This window comes from Neobacillus terrisolis, assembly GCF_051233475.1.
Classification (GTDB): Bacteria; Bacillota; Bacilli; order Bacillales; family Cytobacillaceae; genus Bacillus_BU.
In genome coordinates, this window is sequence record NZ_JBKFGH010000047.1 from 1 (window position 1) to 24,355 (window position 24,355).

General features: G+C 36.8%; 23 protein-coding genes, 1 tRNA gene and 1 rRNA gene. 19 read left to right on the top strand and 6 right to left on the bottom strand.

The window, feature by feature from the left end:
- The first annotated feature begins 14 nt into the window (after window positions 1-14).
- The 6 genes from rrf to tsaD all read left to right on the top strand — a co-directional run bounded on the left by rrf (window position 15) and on the right by tsaD (window position 3,195).
- Window positions 15-131, top strand: a 5S ribosomal RNA gene (gene rrf, locus ACI48O_RS21990).
- Window positions 132-155: 24 nt separating this feature from the next.
- Window positions 156-229: transfer RNA gene (locus ACI48O_RS21995), tRNA-Met, on the top strand.
- A gap of 328 nt (window positions 230-557) precedes the next feature.
- The gene (gene tsaE / locus ACI48O_RS22000) at window positions 558-1,010 is read left to right on the top strand and encodes a tRNA (adenosine(37)-N6)-threonylcarbamoyltransferase complex ATPase subunit type 1 TsaE (RefSeq protein ID WP_435563972.1); all 453 of its coding nucleotides are present in this window, start codon (window positions 558-560) and stop codon (window positions 1,008-1,010) included.
- Window positions 1,010-1,711, top strand: a complete 702-nt coding sequence (gene tsaB / locus ACI48O_RS22005) for a tRNA (adenosine(37)-N6)-threonylcarbamoyltransferase complex dimerization subunit type 1 TsaB (RefSeq protein WP_435563973.1) — start codon at window positions 1,010-1,012, stop codon at window positions 1,709-1,711. The genes tsaE and tsaB overlap by 1 nt, the downstream gene beginning before the upstream one ends.
- A 21-nt stretch (window positions 1,712-1,732) precedes the next feature.
- Entirely contained in the window at window positions 1,733-2,182 is a 450-nt protein-coding gene (gene rimI / locus ACI48O_RS22010; protein ID WP_435563974.1) for a ribosomal protein S18-alanine N-acetyltransferase, read from the top strand.
- The gene (gene tsaD, locus ACI48O_RS22015) at window positions 2,179-3,195 is read left to right on the top strand and encodes a tRNA (adenosine(37)-N6)-threonylcarbamoyltransferase complex transferase subunit TsaD (RefSeq protein ID WP_435563975.1); all 1,017 of its coding nucleotides are present in this window, start codon (window positions 2,179-2,181) and stop codon (window positions 3,193-3,195) included. Before rimI ends, tsaD begins: the two co-directional genes overlap by 4 nt.
- A 297-nt stretch (window positions 3,196-3,492) precedes the next feature.
- Here tsaD and ACI48O_RS22020 read toward each other — a convergent pair whose 3' ends face one another.
- A complete protein-coding gene (locus ACI48O_RS22020; protein ID WP_435564001.1) occupies window positions 3,493-5,421 on the bottom strand; it encodes an ABC-F family ATP-binding cassette domain-containing protein in 1,929 nt (642 codons plus the stop codon).
- 144 nt (window positions 5,422-5,565) lie between these two features.
- Here ACI48O_RS22020 and moaC point away from each other — a divergent pair, with 144 nt between their 5' ends.
- Together moaC and ACI48O_RS22030 are read left to right on the top strand one after the other, a co-directional pair.
- A complete protein-coding gene (moaC, locus tag ACI48O_RS22025; RefSeq protein ID WP_435563976.1) occupies window positions 5,566-6,060 on the top strand; it encodes a cyclic pyranopterin monophosphate synthase MoaC in 495 nt (164 codons plus the stop codon).
- A 25-nt stretch (window positions 6,061-6,085) separates the two neighbouring features.
- Window positions 6,086-6,739 carry a redox-sensing transcriptional repressor Rex gene (locus tag ACI48O_RS22030; protein WP_435563977.1) on the top strand — a complete coding sequence of 218 codons (654 nt, stop codon included), beginning with the start codon at window positions 6,086-6,088 and terminating at the stop codon, window positions 6,737-6,739.
- Window positions 6,740-6,755: 16 nt separating this feature from the next.
- Here ACI48O_RS22030 and ACI48O_RS22035 read toward each other — a convergent pair whose 3' ends face one another.
- Both ACI48O_RS22035 and ACI48O_RS22040 read right to left on the bottom strand, forming a co-directional pair.
- On the bottom strand, window positions 6,756-6,971 hold the full coding sequence (locus tag ACI48O_RS22035) for a YdiK family protein (RefSeq protein WP_435563978.1): 216 nt from the start codon (window positions 6,969-6,971) through the stop codon (window positions 6,756-6,758).
- Complete coding sequence (locus ACI48O_RS22040) at window positions 6,968-7,699, bottom strand: CPBP family intramembrane glutamic endopeptidase (protein ID WP_435563979.1); 732 nt, start codon at window positions 7,697-7,699, stop codon at window positions 6,968-6,970. Before ACI48O_RS22040 ends, ACI48O_RS22035 begins: the two co-directional genes overlap by 4 nt.
- Before the next feature lie 291 nt (window positions 7,700-7,990).
- Here ACI48O_RS22040 and groES point away from each other — a divergent pair, with 291 nt between their 5' ends.
- Together groES and groL are read left to right on the top strand one after the other, a co-directional pair.
- Window positions 7,991-8,278 (top strand): co-chaperone GroES, encoded by a 288-nt coding sequence (groES, locus tag ACI48O_RS22045; protein ID WP_435563980.1) that lies wholly within the window; start codon window positions 7,991-7,993, stop codon window positions 8,276-8,278.
- Between the two features lie 66 nt (window positions 8,279-8,344).
- Window positions 8,345-9,976, top strand: a complete 1,632-nt coding sequence (gene groL / locus ACI48O_RS22050) for a chaperonin GroEL (RefSeq protein ID WP_435563981.1) — start codon at window positions 8,345-8,347, stop codon at window positions 9,974-9,976.
- An 82-nt stretch (window positions 9,977-10,058) separates the two neighbouring features.
- Here groL and ACI48O_RS22055 read toward each other — a convergent pair whose 3' ends face one another.
- Entirely contained in the window at window positions 10,059-11,270 is a 1,212-nt protein-coding gene (locus ACI48O_RS22055) for a tyrosine-type recombinase/integrase (RefSeq protein WP_435563982.1), read from the bottom strand.
- Window positions 11,271-11,960: 690 nt separating this feature from the next.
- Between ACI48O_RS22055 and ACI48O_RS22060 the strand changes: the two genes are divergently transcribed.
- From ACI48O_RS22060 to ACI48O_RS22085, 6 genes are all read left to right on the top strand, one after another.
- Window positions 11,961-12,923, top strand: a complete 963-nt coding sequence (locus ACI48O_RS22060; protein ID WP_435563983.1) for an AAA family ATPase — start codon at window positions 11,961-11,963, stop codon at window positions 12,921-12,923.
- A gap of 7 nt (window positions 12,924-12,930) precedes the next feature.
- Complete coding sequence (locus ACI48O_RS22065; protein WP_435563984.1) at window positions 12,931-15,474, top strand: S8 family peptidase; 2,544 nt, start codon at window positions 12,931-12,933, stop codon at window positions 15,472-15,474.
- 667 nt (window positions 15,475-16,141) lie between these two features.
- On the top strand, window positions 16,142-16,810 hold the full coding sequence (locus ACI48O_RS22070) for a RipA family octameric membrane protein (protein ID WP_435563985.1): 669 nt from the start codon (window positions 16,142-16,144) through the stop codon (window positions 16,808-16,810).
- 303 nt (window positions 16,811-17,113) lie between these two features.
- Window positions 17,114-17,239 carry a hypothetical protein gene (locus ACI48O_RS22075; protein WP_435563986.1) on the top strand — a complete coding sequence of 42 codons (126 nt, stop codon included), beginning with the start codon at window positions 17,114-17,116 and terminating at the stop codon, window positions 17,237-17,239.
- Complete coding sequence (locus ACI48O_RS22080; protein ID WP_435563987.1) at window positions 17,217-17,354, top strand: hypothetical protein; 138 nt, start codon at window positions 17,217-17,219, stop codon at window positions 17,352-17,354. Before ACI48O_RS22075 ends, ACI48O_RS22080 begins: the two co-directional genes overlap by 23 nt.
- A 366-nt stretch (window positions 17,355-17,720) precedes the next feature.
- Window positions 17,721-18,659: a PGN_0703 family putative restriction endonuclease gene (locus ACI48O_RS22085; RefSeq protein WP_435563988.1), complete on the top strand. Its 939-nt coding sequence runs from the start codon at window positions 17,721-17,723 to the stop codon at window positions 18,657-18,659.
- 593 nt (window positions 18,660-19,252) lie between these two features.
- Here ACI48O_RS22085 and ACI48O_RS22090 read toward each other — a convergent pair.
- Window positions 19,253-20,056, bottom strand: a complete 804-nt coding sequence (locus ACI48O_RS22090) for a hypothetical protein (protein WP_435563989.1) — start codon at window positions 20,054-20,056, stop codon at window positions 19,253-19,255.
- A 332-nt stretch (window positions 20,057-20,388) separates the two neighbouring features.
- Between ACI48O_RS22090 and ACI48O_RS22095 the strand changes: the two genes are divergently transcribed.
- On the top strand, window positions 20,389-21,138 hold the full coding sequence (locus ACI48O_RS22095) for a restriction endonuclease (protein WP_435563990.1): 750 nt from the start codon (window positions 20,389-20,391) through the stop codon (window positions 21,136-21,138).
- Window positions 21,139-21,232: 94 nt separating this feature from the next.
- Window positions 21,233-21,883 (top strand): L,D-transpeptidase family protein, encoded by a 651-nt coding sequence (locus ACI48O_RS22100; RefSeq protein ID WP_435563991.1) that lies wholly within the window; start codon window positions 21,233-21,235, stop codon window positions 21,881-21,883.
- A 331-nt stretch (window positions 21,884-22,214) separates the two neighbouring features.
- On the opposite strand, the gene ACI48O_RS22105 is transcribed toward ACI48O_RS22100, so the two are convergent.
- Window positions 22,215-23,201 carry an L-lactate dehydrogenase gene (locus ACI48O_RS22105; RefSeq protein WP_435563992.1) on the bottom strand — a complete coding sequence of 329 codons (987 nt, stop codon included), beginning with the start codon at window positions 23,199-23,201 and terminating at the stop codon, window positions 22,215-22,217.
- Between the two features lie 338 nt (window positions 23,202-23,539).
- Between ACI48O_RS22105 and rfbF the strand changes: the two genes are divergently transcribed.
- On the top strand, window positions 23,540-24,325 hold the full coding sequence (gene rfbF / locus ACI48O_RS22110) for a glucose-1-phosphate cytidylyltransferase (RefSeq protein WP_435564002.1): 786 nt from the start codon (window positions 23,540-23,542) through the stop codon (window positions 24,323-24,325).
- Window positions 24,326-24,355: the final 30 nt, after the last annotated feature.

A 24,355-nucleotide genomic window follows, 5' to 3' on the forward strand; every position in this document is an offset into this window, starting at 1 on the left:
TAATTTAATAAAAGTCTGGTGGCGATAGCGAGAAGGTCACACCCGTTCCCATACCGAACACGGAAGTTAAGCTTCTCAGCGCCGATGGTAGTTGGGGGCTCTCCCCCTGTGAGAGTAGGACGCTGCCGGGCTGTTATTTAATATTTTTTTATCGACGCGGGGTGGAGCAGCCCGGTAGCTCGTCGGGCTCATAACCCGAAGGTCGCAGGTTCAAATCCTGCCCCCGCAATAATCCATTAAAAAGCGAAACGTTGTTTCGCTTTTTTCATTGTGATTGGATCATTTCTAGTCAAGAAAATTGTATTGATTTTGCTCATAGTACTAAAATCATGTAAACTACAAATAGAACATTTTTCCTTAGGAGAAATCCTAAGGTTTTTTTATACATACCTTATTGGTTACAGTTTTGGCTTAGGTTATTGGTTAAAGTTTTCGCAAAGGTTATCGGTGAAATTGCACCCAATAGCCCTAATGAGTAATCGAGCAGAACACTCGGCACTTCAATCATGATTGGACAATGAAAGTTATAAGAAATTAAAATAAAGGTGATAAATGGTATGAGTAGATATCAATTTATATCAAATGAACCGCAGCAAACTTTAGCTTTTGCCAAGCGACTTGCTGAGAGGCTCCAGCCTGGCGATGTGATTGCCCTTGAAGGAGATTTAGGTGCAGGGAAAACAACATTTACAAAGGGACTGGCAGAAGGGTTAGGGATTAACAAAACGGTTAATAGTCCTACTTTTACAATTATTAAAGAATACCAAGGTCGGTTACCGCTTTATCATATGGATGTTTATCGGGTCCAGGATTCATATGAAGACCTTGGTTTTGATGAATATTTTGAAGGTAACGGGGTAACTGTGGTGGAATGGGCTCATTTAATTAAGGAACAGCTGCCAAAGAACCTGCTGACAATATACTTATATCACGAAGATGAACAAGCCCGGAAACTGGTATTAGAACCGCAAGGAACACGATATGAGGAACTATGTAAGGAGATTTTTTAATGAGGGTATTAGCAATTGATACTTCTAATTATGTATTGGGAATTGCATTGATTGATGAAGAAAAAGTAATTGGAGAACACATTACAAATGTAAAAGTTAATCATTCTGTTCGGGTAATGCCGGCGATTGAACAATTAATGAAGGAATGTGGGGTAGTTCCTGCTGACTTAACAAAAATTGTTGTAGCGAAAGGGCCTGGTTCATATACAGGTGTTCGAATCGGAGTAACCATTGCGAAAACATTGGCGTGGTCATTGAATATTCCACTAGTTGGGGTTTCAAGTTTAGAAATTATCGCAGCTTCGACAGCACGATATTTTTCGGGTGTTGTTTCACCTTTATTTGATGCAAGACGGGGTCAAGTTTACACAGGTCTATATAAATTCAATGAGGGAAGATTGTCTACGCTCGAAAAGGATCAGTTGATTTTGTCAAAGGATTGGGCAACAGAGTTAAAAAAGCGTTCCGAAACGATTCTTTTTGCAGGAAATGATCTGCCGCTCCATCGTGCTGGTATTGAGGAGATTCTTGGTGAAAAAGCTATTTTTGCCGAAATAACCGAACATAATCCACGTCCAGCTGAGCTTGCCTTGTTAGGCAGAGATTTACCTGGGGAAGATGTTCATTCCTTCGTTCCAAACTATATTAGGCTTGCTGAAGCTGAAGCAAAATGGTTAGAAGCAAAAAAAGAAAAGCATTAGTGTTAAAAAGGGGTAAAAATAATGAACGGATCACTAACTTTTCGCTATATGGAGTTAAAAGATATCGAAGATGTTTTGAAGATTGAGCATGAAAGCTTTGCTGCTCCTTGGAGCCGAGATGCTTTTATTAATGAATTAACACACAATCGGTTTGCAGTTTACATAGTGATTGAAGAGGAAGAACAAGTGATTGGCTATTGTGGGGTATGGGTGATTGTCGATGAAGCACATATTACGAATATAGCCATTCTGCCTGAGCATCGAGGAAAAAAGCTAGGTGAAGCTTTGTTAACAAAGGTAATGGAAGTAACCAAACAGTTAGGCGCAGAGAAAATGACATTAGAGGTTCGGGTCTCCAATGATGTTGCCAAAGGGCTATATCGTAAATTAGGGTTTCAGGATGGAGCAATTAGGAGAGGTTATTATACTGATAACCAAGAAGATGCTTTAGTTATGTGGGTGAATTTATGAGTAAAGATCAATTGATTATGGGAATCGAGACAAGCTGCGACGAGACTGCGGTGGCAATTATTAAAAACGGTCGAGAAATCGTTGCTAACGTTGTAGCATCCCAAATAGAAAGTCATAAACGGTTTGGTGGAGTAGTGCCGGAGATAGCGTCCCGCCATCATGTTGAACAAATCACGATCGTGTTGGAGGAAGCAATCCGTCAGGCCGGGATTACCTTCAAAGACCTAGATGCGATTTCCGTTACAGAAGGTCCTGGGTTAGTAGGTGCCCTTTTAATAGGAGTAAATGCCGCTAAGGCAATCGCTTTTGCTCACAATATTCCTTTAGTTGGAGTCCATCACATCGCAGGACATATATATGCGAACCGACTTGTAACAGAGCTGCGGTTTCCGCTCCTTGCTTTAGTCGTATCAGGCGGGCATACGGAGCTTGTTTATATGAAGGAACATGGAGATTTTGTTGTTATTGGCGAAACAAGAGATGATGCCGCGGGTGAGGCGTATGATAAAGTGGCGCGCACGCTTAACCTTCCATACCCAGGCGGACCGCATATTGACCGTTTGGCGCATGAGGGCGAGCCAATCATTGATTTACCTCGAGCATGGCTTGAAGAGGGTTCCTATGATTTTAGTTTTAGCGGTTTAAAATCTGCGGTGATTAATGCTGTTCATAATGCTGAACAACGTGGGGAAGTGATTGTCCCAGAAAATTTAGCAGCAAGTTTCCAGCAGAGTGTAGTAGATGTGTTAGTAACAAAGGCGGTTAAAGCCGCTAAAGAATATGAGGTTAAGCAAGTTTTGCTAGCTGGAGGAGTAGCGGCAAATAAGGGGCTAAGAACAGCTCTAACGGCGGCATTTCAACCATTGTCAGACATTGAGCTAGTTATTCCACCTTTATCACTATGTACTGATAATGCGGCTATGATTGCGGCTGTTGGCAGTATTTTATATGAAAAAGGGAAACGATCCGATTTATCTTTAAATGCGAATCCAGGTTTAGACATAACCATATAGAGGAAATTATTAATATCCACAGTCAGCAACTCTTCTTTTTTATAAAAGGAGAGTTTTTTGTGGATAATTTTTTTAAAAATGTGGACAATGTGGATAAAAACGGAGAAAGTTGTGGATAATGTGGAAAACACCTGTGGATGTTGAAAAAATAATACGTTGTTTGTGAATAAAAATGTTAGTAAGCTATGGATAACCATTTCGCGAAACTTGTTGAAAAATGTAAAAATATGAAAAATAAACACAAATAGCGAATGATCGATGAATCATCCAGCCATTTGTGTTTAATAGAAATGTTTATTAATCTTCGGCTAACTCAGCCCATTCTTCCATTAATTCTTCAAGCTCAAGCTTAGCCTGTTCATTTTCCCCGTTTAATTGGGCTACTTTTTCATGGTCTTGATAGACCTCGGGGTCACATAATAATTGATCGTTTGTAGAAATCACCGTTTCTAAAGCCTCAATCCGCGCCTCGATTTCCTCGATACGGCGTTTGCGCTGCCGCTCTAATTTTTTGGTTTCCTTGTCCTGTTGATAACTATTTTTTGCCGGGATAGGATCCTGTGCAGTATTCTTTCCCTTTGTCTCTGTTTCTAACGCTTTTAGTTCTTCAAGCTCGAGCTTTTTCTCAATATAGTAGTCATAATCTCCCAAGTATTCGGTGGCTCCGCTTTTACTTAATTCAAGGACCTTGGTGACGATGCGATTGATAAAATAACGGTCATGGGAGACAAATAGAATCGTTCCAGGATAATCAATTAATGCATTTTCCAATACTTCTTTACTGTCTAAGTCTAAGTGGTTGGTCGGTTCGTCGAGGATGAGGAAATTGGCTTTTTGCATCATTAATTTTGCAAGGGCCAGCCGGGCTTTTTCCCCACCACTTAAAGTCGAGACGATTTTTAACACATCATCGCCGGAGAATAAAAAATTACCTAATACGGTTCGAACTTCTTTTTCACTTTTTAAAGGGTACTCGTCCCATAGTTCATTGAGGACTCGTTTATTTGATGTTAATTCCGCTTGCTCCTGATCGTAGTAACCGATCGTAATATTGGAGCCGTACCGAAAATCGCCAGCTAGCAGATTCAGCTTTTGGACGATTGTTTTTAAAAGGGTAGACTTTCCGACCCCGTTAGGGCCAACTAGTGCGATGCTTTCCCCTCGTGTAATTCGGAAGGAAATATTTTCAGCTACTTTTTCGTTATCATAGCCCACTGCGACAGCATTGACATTAAGGACTTCATTACCGCTCTGCTTTTCTATATCAAAAGAAAACGTTGCTGATTTTTCGTTTCCGGCGGGCCGATTCATGACATCCATTCGATCGAGTTGTTTACGGCGGCTTTGAGCCCGTTTCGTTGTCGAAGCACGAGCGAGATTGCGAGCAATAAAGTCTTGTAATTTTGCAATTTCATCTTGTTGCTTTTCAAACATTTTTAACTCGCGTTCATAGTTTTCAGCTTTTTGTTGTAAATACGAGCTATAGTTTCCAACGTATTTCATAATTTGCTGCCGCGACATTTCGTAAACCTGGTTAACGACCTTGTCCAAAAAGTAGCGGTCATGGGAAACGATCAAGATAGCCCCTTCATAATTTTGTAAATATTGCTCCAACCAAGACAATGTATCGATGTCTAAATGGTTGGTAGGTTCGTCTAAAATAAGAATATCCGGTTTTGTTAACAATAGCTTACCAAGGGCCAGCCGTGTTTTTTGTCCACCGCTAAGGCTGGAAATCTTTGTTGTATAATCAAAGCTATGGAAATTTAATCCATGCAATACAGAACGGATATCGGCTTCGTATTGATAGCCTCCCAAGTCTTTAAATTGGGTTTGGAGAAGATCGTAATCTTTTAATAATCTTTCATATACGGAGGTATTATTAAAGATTGCTGGGTCCGACATTTGTAACTCAAAATGTCGTAATTTCTGCTCAAGGTTTTGTAAGGATTCAAATACGGTAAGCATTTCTTCCCAAATCGACAATGTTGATTCAAGTCCGGTATTTTGCGCTAAATAACCGATGGTTACTTCCTTTGGCTTCATGATTTCTCCGGAATCATACGACATGTGTCCGGCGATAATTTTAAGTAAGGTTGATTTTCCTGCCCCGTTTCGACCAACTAATGCAATTCTGTCACGGGTTTGTACTTCAAGTTTTATATTCGATAAAATAAGATCTGCGCCATAAAATTTATTTAATTGGTTAACCTGCAATAATATCATGATATTCACCTCAACTACGATAGAGTAAGTGTAACGTATTCCTGGCATATCATCAATAACCGTAACATGTGAAGAAAAATACAAGTTTGATTCACACTTCATGGAAAAAATAGTGTATCATTCATAAAGAGAGGTGTTGTATGCATGGGAGAATTTACTCATTTTAATGAAGAAGGCCGTGCGAAAATGGTCGATGTAAGCAGTAAACCGGAAACTGTTCGAACGGCAGAAGCCCATTCAAGTATCACTGTAAGCAGTGAAATATATGAGAGAATCACCAATAATGAAATGAAAAAAGGGGATGTTCTTGCGGTAGCACAGGTAGCAGCAGTAATGGCCTGCAAGAAGACGTGGGAGATCATTCCGATGTGTCATCCTATTCCGTTAAATGGTGTCGATGTTTCTTTTTCATGGGAAAAAGAAAATGATGAATATACATTGCTCATTTCAGCGAAGGTGAAAACAAAAGGAAATACTGGTGTCGAAATGGAAGCGTTAACAGCTGCGTCGGTTTGTGCGTTAACGGTTTATGATATGTGCAAAGCCGTAGATAAAGGCATGGTAATTGGAAAAACATATCTGATCGAAAAAACCGGTGGAAAAAATGGGGACTTTCGTAGAGAGAACCGTGTGAAATAATCTTAAATGGGAGAGGCGTGTTGACATGTCGAATGACAATACAACCAAAATTCCACAAGCCACTGCAAAGAGATTACCACTGTATTATCGTTTTTTGAAAAATTTACATTCATCAGGTAAACAGCGTGTATCATCAGCAGAGCTAAGTGAAGCAGTTAAAGTTGACTCAGCAACGATTCGACGGGATTTTTCTTATTTTGGCGCATTAGGGAAAAAGGGCTATGGCTACAATGTTAACTATTTGCTAACCTTTTTTCGAAAAACGCTGGATCAGGACGAACTGACGAAGGTTGCGTTAATTGGTGTCGGGAATCTAGGAACGGCATTTTTAAATTACAATTTCTTAAAAAATAATAATACAAAGATTGAAATCGCATTTGATGTAGATGAGGCGAAGGTCGGCACAAAAATTGGAGATGTACCCGTTTACCATATGGATGATTTAGAGCAAAAGATCGAAGAAGAGGATATTCAAGTGGCCATTTTAACGATACCTGCTCCTGTGGCCCAAACTACTACGGATCGGCTCGCATCTGTAAACATTAAAGGGATTCTAAATTTTACACCTGCTCGATTAAATGTCCCTTCAAGCATTCGAGTTCATCATATTGATTTAGCGGTAGAATTACAATCACTCGTCTATTTCTTAAAGCATTATCCAAATAGCACAGAAGAATAATCAAAAAATGAGCCCGTTATCTAGGCTCATTTTTATTTTGGGTTATTTTTCTTAATTTAAAGTAAAGGGCTACCAATTTTAGCCCAGAGCCGAAATCAAATGTGGCGAGGAGGACAAGGATGATACTAAAGAAATCCCAGCCATATTGATTAACATTATCAATCGCAAAATAGGTAAATAAACAAGCTAAAACAATATGAATACTTCCGGTAAGCAAAGGTGATTGTATCATAAAAATCCTCCGATAAAGCTTTGAATTTTTTCTGATTGTTCAATGAGCCGATCGATATCCTCTTTATACACAGTTTGGATCAGCACAACGAGCGTGTTCATTGAAACATGGGCAAAGATGGGTACGATAATTCGCTTTGTTTTTACATAAAGATAGGCAAAGGTAAAGCCCATCGCTGAATATAACAAAGTATGCTCCGGTTCCATGTGAGCTAAAGAAAAAATAACGGAGCTTATGAGAGCAGATAAAAAGAAATTCAGTCGTTGATAAAGAGCTCCAAAAATAATTTTTCGAAAAACAATTTCCTCTAAAATAGGTCCGATGATCGAGCTGATTAAAATAATAACTGGAAAGCTTTCGATCACGGTTAATATTTGTTGGGTATTATCCGAGCCTATTTTGATTCCTAGCATCGCTTCAATATTGGCTGCAACTTGTTGAGCAAATAAGGCAAGAAAAACACCGGAAATGGCCCAGAAGATCGACAAGGATATACTAGCTTGATTCCGTTCTAACCTAGTCGTAAATTCACCGCGCAAAACCCAAAGCACAAGGATAAGGGATACAGTAAAGCTTGTGACAAGCCAAATCGGAACGGCCAGTATTTTCATTTCGCTCGCTGAATATCCAAATAGAGTCCCAATGTAGGCGGTTAAGGGTAAACCAACAAGACTAGACAATTGTAGAGTTAAAAAGATAATAATGACGATCCAATACTCTTTTTTCAAATTATGCTTCTCCTTAAAAAAACTAATGAACTAAGCTCAATTGTACAAATTATCAAGGGTAGATACAAATGAATAAGATTTGTAGAAAAAATTTTTTGCCAATATGGATAAAAACGGTAATAAGATGCATACTTTATAAGGTTGAGAAAAGCATGGACCAAAATAAAAAAAATTTACCATCTCTCTTGCAAAAGATGGTGCAATTATTTATTATAATAATTGTGTTAGCACTCGATAGAGGAGAGTGCTAATAAATAATAATCTACATATTATTTGAGGAGGTTGTTTCTCTTGTTAAAGCCAATTGGTGATCGTATTGTTATTGAGCTTGTTCAGTCAGAGGAAAAAACTGCAAGCGGTATTGTTCTACCGGACACTGCTAAAGAAAAGCCACAAGAAGGAAAAGTAATTGCTGTTGGTTCAGGTCGTGTTCTTGACAGTGGAGAGCGTGTGGCAGTAGAGGTTGCTGTAGGCGATCGCATTATCTTCTCAAAATACTCCGGTACAGAAGTGAAATACCAAGGTACTGAATATTTAATTCTACGTGAAAGCGATATTCTTGCTGTAGTAGGCCAATAATCATTGATCTGTCACGATCATGACTAATAATAAGATAAACGAAGATTAAGAGGAGGTTATTAAACGATGGCAAAAGAAATTAAATTCAGTGAAGACGCACGTCGCTCAATGCTTCGCGGTGTTGATACTCTTGCAAATGCAGTAAAAGTAACTCTTGGACCTAAAGGACGCAACGTGGTTCTTGAGAAAAAATTTGGTTCTCCGTTAATTACAAATGACGGTGTAACAATCGCTAAAGAAATCGAATTAGAAGATGCTTTTGAAAATATGGGTGCTAAGCTTGTTGCTGAAGTTGCAAGCAAAACAAACGATGTAGCCGGTGACGGTACTACAACTGCAACCGTTCTTGCTCAAGCAATGATCCGTGAAGGTCTTAAAAACGTAACAGCTGGTGCAAACCCAATGGGTATCCGCAAAGGGATTGAAAAAGCGGTAGCAGTAGCTGTTGAAGAATTAAAAGCTATTTCTAAACCAATCGAAGGCAAAGCTTCAATTGCTCAAGTTGCTGCAATTTCTTCTGCTGATGAAGAAGTGGGCCAATTAATTGCAGAAGCAATGGAGCGCGTTGGTAACGATGGTGTTATCACAATCGAAGAATCTAAAGGCTTCACTACAGAATTAGATGTTGTAGAAGGTATGCAATTTGACCGTGGCTACTCTTCTCCATACATGGTAACTGATTCCGAAAAAATGGAAGCAGTTCTTGAAAATCCATATATCTTAATTACGGATAAGAAGATCGCTAACATTCAAGAAGTATTACCTGTGCTTGAGCAAGTCGTTCAACAAGGTAAGCCATTATTGATTGTAGCTGAAGATGTTGAAGGTGAAGCACAAGCTACGTTAATCGTGAACAAGCTTCGCGGAACATTCACTGCTGTTGCAGTTAAAGCTCCTGGCTTCGGTGACCGTCGTAAAGCAATGCTTGAAGACATCGCTGTTCTTACTGGCGGTGAAGTGATCACGGAAGAGCTTGGCCGTGACCTTAAATCTGCAACAATTGATCAATTAGGTCGCGCTTCTAAGATTGTTGTTACAAAAGAAAATACAACAATCGTTGAAGGTGCTGGAAACCCAGCAGATATTACTGCTCGTGTAAACCAAATCCGTGTTCAATTAGAAGAAACAACTTCTGAATTTGACCGTGAAAAATTACAAGAGCGCTTAGCGAAATTAGCTGGCGGTGTTGCAGTAATCAAAGTTGGTGCTGCTACTGAAACTGAATTAAAAGAGCGCAAGCTTCGCATCGAAGACGCCCTAAACTCTACTCGCGCTGCAGTAGAAGAAGGTATCGTATCCGGTGGTGGAGTTGCCCTTCTAAATGTATACAACAAAGTGTCTATGATCCAAGCTGAAGGTGACGAAGCTACAGGTGTAAACATCGTTCTTCGTGCGATGGAAGAGCCTCTACGCACAATCGCTCACAACGCTGGTCTTGAAGGATCTGTCATCGTTGAGCGCTTAAAGCATGAAGCAATCGGCACTGGTTTCAACGCTGCAACTGGCGAATGGGTAAACATGATCCAAGCTGGTATCGTTGACCCAACTAAAGTTACTCGTTCTGCACTTCAAAACGCAGCTTCTGTTGCGGCTATGTTCTTAACTACTGAAGCAGTAGTGGCTGATAAGCCAGAACCACCAGGCCAAGGCGGAATGCCTGATATGAGTGGCATGGGTGGAATGGGCGGCATGATGTAATAGCCCCCTCAAACCCTTGGTATGACTGGGTTTTTAAGTAAGATGAGAGTGGTTTGCTAACATTTTGCTAACATTGAGGATATTAACGGAGGCTTCTCATGAGTTCAGCGAACTTTTGAGAGGCTTCTTTTTTCATTTCTTGAGTTACGTGAAGATACACATTTTTCGTGATTTGATCATCGGAATGGCCAAGTCGGTCCATTATTTGTTCGAGTGAGACACCAGCCTCAGCAAGAAGTGACGTATGAGTGTGTCTTAGACTATGCGGTGTTAAATCTTCGTTTAAACCAGCGATTGCAAGCAGTCGTTTCATTCGATCTCGAACGTTTTTAACTACAATGGGATAACCATAATGCCGTTCCATTTTAGCAAAGATAAAGTCTTTGTTATGGTAAGCCGCACCTAACCGCTTGATGACTTCATCTTGATTCTTTTTATGCTCCTTTAAAGCGTCAATCACTTCTTCATCCACAATAATTTTTCGTCGAGATTTTCTCGTCTTCGGTGTAACTAGCTGATATTCCAAGGCATTATTTTTCGGATTGTAATACGTTTTGGTAATGCTAATTGTGTGGTTTTTAAAGTCTATATCCTTCCACTTAAGGGCCACTAATTCTCCAACCCTAATTCCCGTATAGGCTAATATCAAAAAAACTAAGTAATCATGTTCTCGGTCATTGGCTTTTGCTGTTTCTAAAAGTAAAGCAAGCTCTTCTTTTTCAAGGTACTTAGGTACTTCCTCTTCTTCCAACTGTTCAATCGTTTTTTTATCCTTTTTCACATAAGCGAATTCAGTCGGGTCCTTTTTAAGTAATTCTAGTTCTAGTGCCTTTCGGAAAATCATCCTTCCTGTACGATTAATTCCATCCCTTGTACTATCTGAGTATCCTCGGTCTTTAAGATCATTTAGAGCATCTTGATACATCTTTCTTGTAATGTCTTTTAACTTAAGTTTGGCAAAGTAGGGTAATAACTTTCCGATTTCATGAAGCCGTACTCGAATCGTTCCGGGCTTTACATCTTTTGAATCACTGTAGATAGGAAGCCACTCAATTGCAAAGTCACTAAACGTTTTTTCTGTTTCCTCTAAATAGGTACCTTGGTTTAATTCGTGGATGAGAGCAGCAGCAGCTTCTTCAGCTTCCTGCTTAGTATTAAACCCGCTTTTTACCTTTTGCTTTCTTTTGCCGGTAACTGGATCTAATCCAATATCAACGGTGAAAGCCCACTTTGAACCACAAGTGCATTTTTTCTTTTTGCACGTACAGCCTCTTCTGTAAAAATGTCCTTTCATTTAACATCCTCACTTTCAAATGTATATTTATGTTACTGAAAGAACATTATTTCCAAAGGGAATGTTAAAAATTCCTTTTAAGACAATTTCAAAATTTTTAATTATGATAATTAATATATTTATTGAACCTTGAAGAAGGGGAACAGGGGTTGTTCTTGAAAAGAATCCTTAAAGGTAAAACAATCAGTTGTTATTCAATTATGTATGTAAATCACCTTAATTATAGAGGAGCGCTAAACGTGCGTAGTAAAGAGTAAAAAAAAGAAGTAAAAGAGATACAAGAGCAGTTAAAAGCGAACATAAAAGACAAGGATCTATATAAATTAATTGAACAAATCTTAAAAGAAGATCCGGAATTGAAAAAGTGGGTAGAAGAGGAGTGAGTTTGTTTGTGGAAGGTATCTCAAAACAAGCTTTAGAAATACAATTTGGGTGGACGAGGATTATCCTTGTCATATCCAGAGCATTAGCAAGCTAAAGTTATCAAACGTATCCAAGTGGTGTGGTTGTGATGCTTGACACAGAATGATAAAATGGAGAGAGAATCTATGTGCTTTAACAAAATGAAAACTTTAACATACAATATAATTTAAGCAAACTTTACCACTATTTTTTGATGCACTACGGACATATGTGGATTATATTTGTATTTTTATCATAAGCACTTCTAAAGAAAGTAGGTGAATCCGCATGGCAACAATTGAACAGATTAAAGCTTTAATAAGAGCGCATTACGATAGTAATGAAGAGAAATTTAAAACTGTTGTTTTGCAAATTGCGGCTCACGAAGCGAAAGTAGGTCATACAGCAAGTGCTCGAGAAATTAAAGAAATTATTCAAAACCCTAAATATCTAAACAAAAATAAGGTTGTAGCATTAAATAACCGATTAGATATCCTTGAACAGAAGATGACTCATGTCCATTTATCTGATTTAATTGTTTCGGTTGAGATAGAAGAGAAAATCAAACGTGTAATCAATGAGTATCATAAGAAAGATCTCTTAAGAAAAAATGGACTTATGAATCGGTCAAAACTCTTACTTGCAGGTGACCCTGGTACAGGAAAAACCATGACTGCTTCGGTTATAGCGAACGAGTTATACTTACCGCTTTATGTAATACAATTTGACCGGTTGATAACGAAATACATGGGGGAAACAAGTGCAAAACTTCGACAAGTATTTGATCAGATAAAGGAAATTCGAGGGGTATATTTATTTGATGAGTTTGATGCTATAGGGTCAGATAGAAACTTAGATAATGATGTAGGTGAGATGAGAAGAATTTTAAACTCATTTTTACAGAATCTTGAAGATGATGAATCCTATAGTATTATCATTGCAGCAACCAATAATCCAAGTATTTTAGATAATGCTCTGTTCAGACGCTTTGATGACGTGATGGAATATAAAAATCCTGATATCGAACAAATCAAAAGGCTATTTAAGATGAAGCTTCATGGCAAAGCATCTAACGATATTTTTACAGATGATGTGTACAAAGAGGCTCAAGGGTTAAATCACGCAGATATTGTTAAGGCATGTGAAGAAGCAGTTAAGTATTCTATCTTAGAAGATCAACTGATTACAAAAAACATACTATTAAATTACATTATAGATCGGAAAAGTCATTATAAATATAAGGAGGCTTAAGAAATAAATGAAATCAAATTTAAGCAACTTATATGTTAGTCAATCCTCTCAAACAGTTGATTACACACCAATTGTCTCCAACGGCGGAAAAGGTAATTACCCCGTTAGAACTAGTAGACGTAGCCATGCAGAACGATTAGAAGAAAGCTTAAATAAAGCGTGGGAAGAAGCTGAGAAACAGCAGGAAACTTTAGGTGCGGTTTCGGTACCTTCTCAACACGGTGTATATTTAGAAATTAAGGGTCGGGCTGGTTATGATCTGATTACTAAAAGCTTAGAGAATACAACGCAAAAAGTTAGGATTTGTAATATAAAAAGTGAATATAATGGTGAGGAGCAGAAAGTTGTAAGCTCCACTGTTTTTGTCCCTGAAAACAAAAGGGATTTTTTTGTTAAGAAATTAAATAAGTACAAAGAAACAGAGAATGAAGAAAAAGTAATTGGAACAATAGAGAGTATTAATCTAGCAATGGTCAATGCTCTTTGGATGAGCGATAAAAATGAATTACCCAACAATACTCCTAAATGGTGTGAAGTGTGGTTAATGTTTGATATGAAAGAAGAAGTGGACACCATTATTGGGGAATTTTTTCAAATTTGTGATGAAAGACAAATCCAGCATAAAAATCAAAAAATAGTATTTCCAGAGAGGGTCGTATTAGGTGTAAGAGCCAATAAGCAGCAATTATCAGAATTGCAATGGTTAAGTTCTAGAATTGCAGAATTCAGAATTATGGTTACCCCAACAAGCTTTTTTGAAGAGCTTTCTGAATTAGATCAAAGAGACTTTGTAAAAGATTTAGTAGAAAGACTAGATGTTTCAGGACAGTCCAATACTTCGGTCTGTTTACTTGATACAGGTGTTAATAATGGACATGATTTGCTAGAGCCACTTTTAACTGATGAAAATATGCATGCAGTAGATCCTTCAAAAGATGTGTATGACATTGCTAATCATGGTACAAGAATGGCTGGAATAGCATCTTACTTTACACTTGAAGATAAACTTGAAAATACTACTCCTGTTGTAGTTAATCACTTTTTAGAGTCTGTAAAGTTATTTGATCGTAGTGATGATAATCAACGAGAATTATATGGTTATGTTACCGAAAGTGCTATTAGCTTAGCGGAAATACAAAATCCTGAGACTAATAGAGCTATTTGTATGGCTATTACGGCTCCCACCAATACACTTAAAGGTGATGGACGACCTTCGTCATGGTCAGGAGCGATTGATTCTATTATATCAGGTGCAAATGAAATAGAGGAAACGGATATAAAAAGAAAGCTTATGTTCATTTCTGCAGGAAATACAAGTGTTACAGAGATTAGCGAATCAGGTGATGTAAAAACTGCTGTTATCAACCATGCAATTGAAGATCCTGCACAAGCTTGGAATGCTATTACTGTAGGTGCTTATACAGGCAAATACCAAATACCTGAAGAATTAAGTGGTACATATCAGCCAGTTGTAGAACCTGGATGTTTCTCACCATTTACCTCTAGCTCACTTACGTGGAGTATTAAATGGCCGGTGAAACCGGATATAGTTTTAGAGGGTGGAAATTTAGCTTATGATGAAAGTTCTGATTTTTATACAGAATTACCAGATCTACAACTTTTGACGACAAGTAAAGATGCTGCGACGGGTAAATCATTCGATACAGTTAGTATGACAAGCTCTGCAACAGCACAAGCTGCATGGATGGGTGCAAACATACAACATCATTATCCTGAACTATGGCCAGAAACGATAAGGGCTTTGATGATTCATTCAGCTGAATGGACAGATGCAATGAAAAATGCTTGTTTTGAGAATAATCCCCCAAAAAGAACGGATTATAGAAACTTATTGAGAACTTGTGGGTATGGTGTGCCAAATCTTTCGAAAGCACTTTGGAGTCTTTCTAATAGAGTTAACCTTATTATAGAAGATGAAATTCAACCTTTTTATAAGAAGGCTAGTGGAAGCATTACTTCAAAAGAAATGCATATTCATAATATTCCATGGCCAGATGATGTATTACTTAGTCTGGCAGATAAAAATGTAAAGATGCGAGTTACATTGTCTTATTTTATTGAACCAGGTCCTGGAGAAGTTGGTTGGAAAGATAAATACCGATATCCTTCTTGTGGCCTACAGTTTGATGTTAATAATTCAACTGAGGATCAAGATAATTTCTTGAAGAGAATTAATAAGGCTATGCGAGATGATGAAGAAGATAAAGGCGATGTAAAAAACGATAGCAGCCGTTGGGTTATCGGAGCATCTAATAGAAACGTAGGATCCGTTCATTCTGATATTTGGGAAGGAACAGCAAGTGAATTAAGTCAAAGCAATCAAATAGCTGTTTATCCAATAACGGGATGGTGGAAACTGAGAACGAACTTAAAGAAATATAATTCAAAGATTAGATATTCTTTAATAGTAAGTATTGAGGCACCTGAAACAGAAGTTGATTTATATTCTGTCATAAAAAATAAAATTGAATCTAAAATTAGTGTTGAAAATCGTACTACTGTATCTACAGAAGTTACAATTAGAAAATAAAGGTTACTTGATACACAAAGTTAAAAACAGAAAGCGCAGGAATGGTTCTTGCGCTTTTTTTCATTGTTTATCCGCCTATCACCATCCGAATAATCCAGTGCACGAAAAAGCTCTAAACAAGATCAGATAGTCTAAACAGGACATTTGCTCTTAATTTTTTTAGCGCAGGGACGGTTATGTGCATCTTTTCTGTTAGAAATATGTTAGGAATAGTTAGTGATACTCGCATCGAAGGTGTGCAATGATTACAGTGCTAACTAAATATACCAATGGTTTTTACCACCGAACGACAATAAGTGAACAGAGGAATGAAAGACTGCTTACCAGTTCAAAACTTCTGATGATAAAAGATAAATAACATAGTTTTGAGAATTAATTGCTACACGAATTTGGATGATTTTCAATAAGTTAATTATCCTGCAACAAGGCCGGATTGTTGAGTAGTTTTATATTACTAGTACAAAAAAGTTACACAGGAAAATAGTGGTTATCAGCGATAACCAATATCTTATATTTCTATTTTAAAGGTAATTCTGAAGGGATTTTACAATAAATGTCGAATTATGTATTTGGATGTTCATAAAACCTCGATTAAGAGAAAATTAATAAAATTTTTAATCGGAACAAAAATTCTCATTTATAACTATAGGGAGGTTTTTAATAACATATGAGTAAACGTTCTAGAGAGCATAAAAAAGTTTACTATGATAAAGAGAAGTACATAGCGGCTTTTAAAAAACCGAAAAAAGCATTAGAACTATCATTAGATATAAGAAAATTTGAAATTGAACTTTATTGGAAAAGAGCAACTTACTTTTGGACTTTTATCGGAGTAGCCTTTGCAGGATACTTTGCTTTAACTAGTGGGACGGATGTTTCTGCCGATGTTATATTCTTTGTATCATGTCTTGGATTTGTGTTTACTTTCAGTTGGTATTTAGTAAATAGAGGAAGTAAATTCTGGCAGAATAACTGGGAAAGACACGTAGACTTATTGGAGGATGAAGTTGTTGGGCCACTATATAAAACAGCAGTCAATATGAGGCACGCAAAATTGATGAACATAGCATCTGAATATCCTTTTTCGGTTTCTAAAATCAATCAATTACTAAGTTTATTTTTATCTGGAATTTGGTTGATTTTTTGCATTAAATCAGTAAGTTCATATTTTGAAATAATGGAGCCTTTTAAGGGATTCAATATGGTTCTAGTAGGTGGATATACGTTTATTTATATTATATGTGTGTTAATTTTTGGGAAGTCTACTAAAAACTTAAATAGACGTAAATATGATAGACTAGTATTCGTGGAAAGAAAAAACTTTTATGACAAATAATATGAACGGTTTCCAAGTAAGCGGTTGTTCATCTTCTTTTTTAATAATGGTTCATAGTTTCGAATAACCTTCTATATTCATTTGCTGCGCAGTACAATTATAATATTCAATAGAAAAATTGAATTTTAATAAAAGGGAGCAATTTTTGATTAATAATTAAATAAATAGGTAAACACTACTACATCAATATGTCTGTGACCAACACTCAAGCCATTGTGAAGCGGTTGCATGGTTGGAAATAGAATTGTGACTTATAGTTAAGTAACTAAGGAGGCAAATTCTATTTGTAGGGGAGGAGTTAGAATGAATATGATTCTAAACCAAGACTCTTCTGCTTATATGAATGAAGATAGCCTTTACAGAGATGTTACATGGTTAACTGATGGCGAGGAGAGTACAATTCGAAATGTCCCATATTACGGTATTTAATGTAGAATCCAATTGTGATGAAGATATAACCATTAAATTAACGATGATACAAGAGCTAATGAATATGAATGAAATCGGCATTGATATTGATTTTACAGATGTGGAGGATACTTAATTTTCAATAAAGTATAACAACTCAGTCTCCCTCATTAACTTAGGGGGGCTTCTTATTTTTTCTCTTCTTTAAACTACGCCATGTCCATATAGATCGACATAAATTTAAGTTTTTCTCTTCATTTCAGCTTTTGTCAGTAGTTCAGAAGCTTGAACATCTTACCTAAATATACAGATCCCCCCATTGGTTAAAACTGCTTGTTTTCCCGACCCTAATAAATATTTGTTCGAAGGTGTACATATAGTGCAGCGCTTGGTGTATAGTAAATCAACTTTTACTTGCTATATATTGGAAGTAGTTGATATGTTGGAAGTGAAATATCAACCAATTCTAAAAACCAATGAACAATTATTATGGGGGTAAATCATGAGAAATTTGAGTTTCAAAAAGAAACAATATCTTCGGGCGGAAACGCTAATAAAAACTAGTTATGTTTTTGATGGTGATTTAGGTAATGGAGTTTTCAGAAGAAAATCATATCCATTTATCTTACTAGATAGTAACAACAATTTGTTTGCTCATTCAAGAAATGCAGTTCTTGAATATTTTAGAAGGAATGGTATTGCTTGGTGGAGTGGTAAACTAACAAACCACGCTCTTTCATCACAAATTGCCTGCCTAAATCACTTATTCCCTATACGAGAAGATAGAGAAGCCGTTTTATCACTAGTAAAGAATATTTGTCCGGATCTTTCAGATGTTTTAGAGATTTCAACAGATAAGAATATGCCTGCCTACATACAGTTTGAAGCGGTCAGTGATATTGACCACCTTAACGAGATGAAATCAACAAGGGGAAGCAAATGCACATCAATTGATGCATTAATTTACGGAGTGCATAAAGACGGACGGAAAATTCTCTTTCCAATAGAATGGAAATATGTCGAGGCATACAGTAATGAAAACAAGGCAAAAGGTGATAGGGGAATAATCCGCAAAGCACGCTATACCGAACTTATTAATAAATCTTCTCAATTGAAAGTGAATTTTCATGATGTTTATTATTTTGAGCCCTTTTATCAGCTAATGCGACAAACTCTCTGGGCAGAACAAATGATTGCTAATAAAACTTTCGAAACCATCAAGGCTGATGACTACATCCACATTCATGTAATACCGTCTGAAAATAGGCAGCTTTTAAAAAAGAATTATCCCTGTAGCAAAATGGAGATGGAAGAAACATGGCGCAGCTGTCTCAAAAATCAGAATAAGTATATCATTATCTCGCCGAAAGAATTCCTTACTCCTGTTATAGGTATGCAACACGGCGATCTGCTAGATTACCTAAATAACAGATATTGGTAACAAATATTTACTACTTTACTCTGTATTACGAAAGGATGGACAAAAGAGCTTCATAGTGTTTTGGTAGACGACTATCTATCAGGAAATATTTTTTGGTTGCAGTTTTATTAGTAATACTATGACAAGTTAGCCGTAACATCCGTCCCTAAGAGGAGAGAAATGTGTTTAGCATCATCCCCAGATACCAAACAGCTTCACTCCACTCATTGCGATACAGTTGCGCTTCTCGTTAGAAGATAAAAATATGTTCCCTCAAAAATGCATTCAATTTTTTTAGGGGTTTTGTTTGATTTGTAGAAGGCATTAAGTGTTTGAAGTAGGGCAAATAAAAGAAAGGACAATTGGTTTTACAGTTGTTACACAATCGGGCGTTTGTTCATGAACAAGGATAGCGTCTTTTTCATGGTATGGGTTAGATTGTGGAGTTTACTCTTATATTACGTAGTAGACTCTTACTGCGCAGCAAAGAAGATTAGCTTTAGATAACTTTGTGAAGGATTTCACTTAAGCTATAGGGAAGTTTAATTTAATATGGAATTTTTGTGAATTTAGCGAAAAATGGCCGAAATCTAAAGATAACGGCCATAAAAATCTTATACAATTAAAGAAAAATTTCCATTAGGTACATTTAAAATTTGTAGTTGACTGGTATATGTATTACTAAAATTCAAATCACTAAAAAAGTTGTGATACTGTGCAGCCCATTCATACTTAGAAAAAACCCTTGGGTTATCTTGAAATCGTGCCAAATTTTCTTCGATGATTGCTTTGTGTTTTTGTAAAATGGTGAATGCGAATTGAAAATCATGGGGTTCTCTTTCACCCATAACTGTTTCTAAATAGTTAATAAAATAATTTCCGTCAACATTGTCCTTAAGTAAATCTCTGGATTGAGGTGCCCATTTGGGTTCGGCATAATAATCGATATGCTCATGAACCATTTTTCTAGTTTCATTACTTAGAATAATTCGAGGAGTAATTGCCTCTTCACTCTCTAGGTGATGTGCTTCCAATAGAGCGGGACCAAAAGCAAATTCATCATCAGCATAATATTCTCCTACGCTAACAGCTCCTCTTACAAAGAATCCTTCAAGTGTCAAGGACAATTGATAAGCTGCAAAATCTAGAAATATTCCACCAAGTTGGCTCTCACCATCTTCATAAATTGGATGACCAATTACGATGTTGTCAGTAAATGTTTTAAGTACACCCACATATTCTTCACGCGGTCTCAATGAATTAATACCATCAGTAAGAGTTTTATGGAGACGTTTGAGAAGGTCATTCCCAGTTCCTGCATTAAAAGATTCTTGAACTAAGTGTGAAAAACCTAAAATATCCACAAAGCAAACTGCTGAGTTAATGGTTTCTGGATTATTTTTATCATAAATTAGCATTTACGTACCCCTTCAGAATTTTAATTAATATTATTCTTTTAATATTAGTATAGACTTACAGTAGTTTAATATCATCTTAAAAGTTTTCTGTAAATGTTCCCAATAAATAATGTGAAAAGTCTTCATATACATTGCATAAGTAATAAGGCCTTCCCAAGAAGCAGGATTAACGCTTTTTATATGGAAGTTATTATGCTAACGGGTAAGTTTAGTTAAACAAAGAACAAAATTTTTAGGTAGAGGAAGATATATTTGACTGTAAAAGAATCTTTGAACTGGCGAAATTCTTATAAAACATCAAAAAGTAAAATCAAGTTAAATGGGGGTAAACTATGCAGATATTTTATCATTCACCAAATGATTGGAAAGATCTAGAGATTAAAACATCAAAAATTTTTTCGGACATTGGTTGTCTTTCATCTAATCAGGTAGACATTGAAACAGTTAGAGGTATAGTTAATGTGGATGTTGTTGCTGAAGATAAGTCTCAGCATCCACATTTAAAATACTTTTGTGAGTGTAAGTTTTGGGAATCGGAGATACCACAAACAATAATTCACGCTTTTAGAACTGTAGTTGCTGATTCAGGTTGCCATTGTGGGTTTATTATTGCAAAAAAAGGATTCCAAGCTGGAGCTTTTGAAGCAGTAAAAAACTCTAATGTGTACCTTCTCACCTGGGAACAATTTATTGAAACATTTGAAGAGCGTTGGATTAAAAATAGAATTGAAACATTGGATAATATTGCAAGACCTCTTTCTCATTTTTGTAATCCAATGGCTACATTCTTTTTAGATGAACTAAAGAAATTACCACTGGAATCCCAAACTGAGTTTGAAGAAATAGTAAGGTTATATGACACATATGCTACATACTCACTTAGGGATTGGTATTATGATCCTATAAATCACAAGTATGACAGGAATGACTTTGTTAAATGTGTAAGTTATGTAACTAATAAATTATTGGTAAATGAAGGTATAAGTTGTTTTTCGGATTACTTCGATTGCCTCTTACATAAATGTAATGAAGGATTAAATAAAATAGATAATTTGTTTATGCAAAAAATTAGAAAGGTTTAGCCTGGAATGTTTTAGAAGCAACTAAAGCTGAAAACTATTAGATTTATTTAGTGACTCAGATACAAGTACAGTAAAGAATGACATTACGCGAGACATGTATTATGATGCGAAAAATTCAATCAATGATATTAAGAATATAAAAGTAAAAGATAGGTTCTTAAGTTTATTAGCGAAAGCTGATAGTGAGCTGATTGCAAAAGAAGAAAAAGAAAAACAAGAAAAACTGCGTCAACAACAGGAAAATTCATCAAAAAGCCAAAACCAAACAAAAACGAGTCCTACCCAAACACAGCAAACAAATTCAAATGTACAAGGGCAAAATTTAACTGATCTTGCGAGTATGGTCTCAAAAAGTGGAACAGCAAATAAAACCAATCAAATCTTGACAGTTGTAGCAAGCGGAAGTACTGCTCAAATTAGTTTGTTGGAAAAAAATGGTGGTACTTGGCATGAAGTAATAAATACAAATGGATATGTAGGTAGCCTTGGGGTGGGGCAAGCAAGGGAAGGGCCTTCCAAAACCCCAAAAGGAAGCTATAGTCTAGGTTTTGCCTTTGGCACAAGTAATCCAGGAACTAAGTTGCCTTTTAGACAAATTACACCGAACAGTTATTGGATATCGAATGTTAACGACCCTGATTATAATACTTGGCAGGAAAGGGAATCATCTGCGCCAGCAGACGAACATTTAGCTGATTACCCTGTCCAATATCAATATGCTATTGTAATTAATTATTGCATGTAGGGAATGGAAGGCCTACAGCCGGATGTGTATCTGTTTCAAGGGATGTAATGGTCCAATTTATGCAGCGTATCACTCCGGGAGCTTATATTATTAATGTTAATAGTCAAGGTGAAATAGCAAATTATTGAATTACTCTACTTTAGACAAAGATAAGCTAACATTTTTGCTATTTTAAGGATTTTAAAGGAGGCTTCTCATTAGTTAACCAAACTTGTGGGAAGCTTCTTTTTCAGTTATTACATTACCTGGAGATACACTTATAGAATCAAATAAAAAGACGAACAGCCCCAATCCTGTTCGCCTAAAAAGAATTAAAATTGCAACCATCAAACTAAAATGTTAAATTATCCGTTCCACCCGTCTTAGCAACCTTCATCGTCTCTTTAATATATTCCGCCGATTGATGGAGCCATTCAAGTTCTTGGGGGTCGAGGGCAACTTCTAATTGTTTTTCTACGCCATTTCGCCCAATGACACAGGGCATACTTAATGCAACATCCCCATCGTATCCATATTGTCCGTGTAATGTTGCGGACACCGGATAAACACTTCGCTCATCCAGCATAACGGCCTTTGCTAGCGTAACAGCAGCTTGGGCAACACCCGCATTTGTCCAACCTTTCCCATTTAACACAGCAAAAGCTGCTTGTACAACTTGTTTTTTTATGCCGTCCCGACTTAGCGATTCTTTTCCATGAAAAACTTCGTCTAATTCTTTTTCTCCAAACCCTTGCACATTTAAGCGGCTTAATACCGGGAATGCTGTATGTCCGTGTTCGCCCATCATATAACCAGTTACACTTTTTGGATCGATGTCATAATTAACAGCAATGATTTTACGAAGACGCGCAGAATCAAGCATCGTTCCGGTTCCGAATATGCGTCCCTTCGGATAGCCAAATTCATTTTCTGCTATGTACACCATCGTATCTAACGGATTGGTTATGAAAATAATGATGGCGTCTTTCGTATATTTCGTAATTCCAGTCATCACTTCACGAATGACCTCTGAATTGACAACTGCTAATTGTACCCTGTCCGGCATCGTATCTTCATCACTTTTTATTACGCTTGGACCGGCAGCACAGATAATTACATCTGCATCCGCACATTCGGAATAATCCCCGGCACGGACCGTTGTGTTTGACATATAGGTAAGAGCGGTTGCATGTTCCTGGTCAAGAGCTTCCCCATAAGCAATATCCTTATCCACATCAATGACAGCTATTTCCGCAAAAAGTCCTAATTTCATCGCATCTGCAAGAACATAAGAGCCAACATGGCCTACACCGACAACAACTAACTTATTTCGTTTCATGGACTACCCCCTAGGCAATAGATGTCTTTATTTTAACATAATTAAGAATTTCGAGTTAATTTAGCATGTTGCTGGAAGTTGTTTATATGTACTTATAAAAATGAAACAGAATTAATTAGCGATTTGTATAGCTTTAATAGTTACAAACCTATTCAAAATACAAAAGTTTACATAGTATGTATGGAGTTTTATAAAGAGTATTTTCGAATATAGCAGAAAAGCTGCGATTCAGTTTTAACATAACCGTTTACATTCCGTTTGAATTCTTTAAGCAGATTTCTTTTGTTAAATAGTAATTAATAACATCCACTTTAAGGAGGGATGTAAGGGGGACGATGATGAAAGTAGTTATTTTAGCCGGTGGATTCGGCACTAGATTAAGTGAAGAAACATACTTAAAACCAAAACCTATGGTTGAAATAGGAGACAAGCCAATACTATGGCATATCATGAAGCAATATTCCAGTTATGGTTTTAATGAATTTATAATCTGTTTAGGCTATAAAAGTCATGTTATTAAAGAGTATTTCTCCAATTATTTTTTATATAACTCCGATGTTACCTTTGATTTTCAGAAGGAAAACAAATGCATCATTCACCATCACTCTGCCGAACCATGGAAGATTACCTTAGTTGAAACGGGTTTAAATACCCTGACAGGGGGCCGGATTAAGAAAATACAGAAGTTTATTGGGGATGAACCTTTTATGCTGACGTATGGAGATGGAGTGAGCGACGTTAATATAAAAGAATTAGTTCAGTTTCATCAAAGCCAAGGAAAGCTTGCCACAGTAACTGCAACAAAGCCACAAGGCAGGTTCGGGTCTCTATCCTTGTCATCTGACGCACAAGTAGAAAGTTTTCAGGAAAAAATTGAAGGGGACAGGGACTGGATCAATGCAGGCTTCTTCGTATTACAGCCGGAAGTATTTAATTATTTAAATGGCGGGGATCAAACCATTTTTGAAAAGCAACCATTGGAGAACCTTGCTACCGATGGTCAGCTAATGGCGTTTAAACACACCGGCTTTTGGCACCCTATGGATACTTTAAGGGATAAGCTGTATTTGGAAGAGCTTTGGAATACGGGAAAAGCTCCTTGGAAAATATGGGATAAAAAATAATTAAAATGATCCTTATTTAATTCGGAGGAA

What these genes read in the sequence shown, in the direction of transcription:
- tsaB (WP_435563973.1), top strand. Translation starts at nt 1,010, where the DNA reads ATGAGGGTATTAGCAATTGATACTTCTAATTATGTATTGGGAATTGCA.
- ACI48O_RS22075 (WP_435563986.1), top strand. Translation starts at nt 17,114, where the DNA reads ATGAATATGATTCTAAACCAAGACTCTTCTGCTTATATGAATGAAGAT.
- ACI48O_RS22105 (WP_435563992.1), bottom strand. Translation starts at nt 23,201, where the DNA reads ATGAAACGAAATAAGTTAGTTGTTGTCGGTGTAGGCCATGTTGGCTCT.
- ACI48O_RS22070 (WP_435563985.1), top strand. Translation starts at nt 16,142, where the DNA reads ATGAGTAAACGTTCTAGAGAGCATAAAAAAGTTTACTATGATAAAGAG.
- ACI48O_RS22090 (WP_435563989.1), bottom strand. Translation starts at nt 20,056, where the DNA reads ATGCTAATTTATGATAAAAATAATCCAGAAACCATTAACTCAGCAGTT.
- ACI48O_RS22085 (WP_435563988.1), top strand. Translation starts at nt 17,721, where the DNA reads ATGAGAAATTTGAGTTTCAAAAAGAAACAATATCTTCGGGCGGAAACG.
- ACI48O_RS22060 (WP_435563983.1), top strand. Translation starts at nt 11,961, where the DNA reads ATGGCAACAATTGAACAGATTAAAGCTTTAATAAGAGCGCATTACGAT.
- groL (WP_435563981.1), top strand. Translation starts at nt 8,345, where the DNA reads ATGGCAAAAGAAATTAAATTCAGTGAAGACGCACGTCGCTCAATGCTT.
- tsaD (WP_435563975.1), top strand. Translation starts at nt 2,179, where the DNA reads ATGAGTAAAGATCAATTGATTATGGGAATCGAGACAAGCTGCGACGAG.
- ACI48O_RS22100 (WP_435563991.1), top strand. Translation starts at nt 21,233, where the DNA reads ATGTATTATGATGCGAAAAATTCAATCAATGATATTAAGAATATAAAA.
- rfbF (WP_435564002.1), top strand. Translation starts at nt 23,540, where the DNA reads ATGAAAGTAGTTATTTTAGCCGGTGGATTCGGCACTAGATTAAGTGAA.
- ACI48O_RS22035 (WP_435563978.1), bottom strand. Translation starts at nt 6,971, where the DNA reads ATGATACAATCACCTTTGCTTACCGGAAGTATTCATATTGTTTTAGCT.
- ACI48O_RS22030 (WP_435563977.1), top strand. Translation starts at nt 6,086, where the DNA reads ATGTCGAATGACAATACAACCAAAATTCCACAAGCCACTGCAAAGAGA.
- tsaE (WP_435563972.1), top strand. Translation starts at nt 558, where the DNA reads ATGAGTAGATATCAATTTATATCAAATGAACCGCAGCAAACTTTAGCT.
- ACI48O_RS22020 (WP_435564001.1), bottom strand. Translation starts at nt 5,421, where the DNA reads ATGATATTATTGCAGGTTAACCAATTAAATAAATTTTATGGCGCAGAT.
- rimI (WP_435563974.1), top strand. Translation starts at nt 1,733, where the DNA reads ATGAACGGATCACTAACTTTTCGCTATATGGAGTTAAAAGATATCGAA.
- ACI48O_RS22065 (WP_435563984.1), top strand. Translation starts at nt 12,931, where the DNA reads ATGAAATCAAATTTAAGCAACTTATATGTTAGTCAATCCTCTCAAACA.
- ACI48O_RS22055 (WP_435563982.1), bottom strand. Translation starts at nt 11,270, where the DNA reads ATGAAAGGACATTTTTACAGAAGAGGCTGTACGTGCAAAAAGAAAAAA.
- ACI48O_RS22080 (WP_435563987.1), top strand. Translation starts at nt 17,217, where the DNA reads ATGTCCCATATTACGGTATTTAATGTAGAATCCAATTGTGATGAAGAT.
- moaC (WP_435563976.1), top strand. Translation starts at nt 5,566, where the DNA reads ATGGGAGAATTTACTCATTTTAATGAAGAAGGCCGTGCGAAAATGGTC.
- ACI48O_RS22095 (WP_435563990.1), top strand. Translation starts at nt 20,389, where the DNA reads ATGCAGATATTTTATCATTCACCAAATGATTGGAAAGATCTAGAGATT.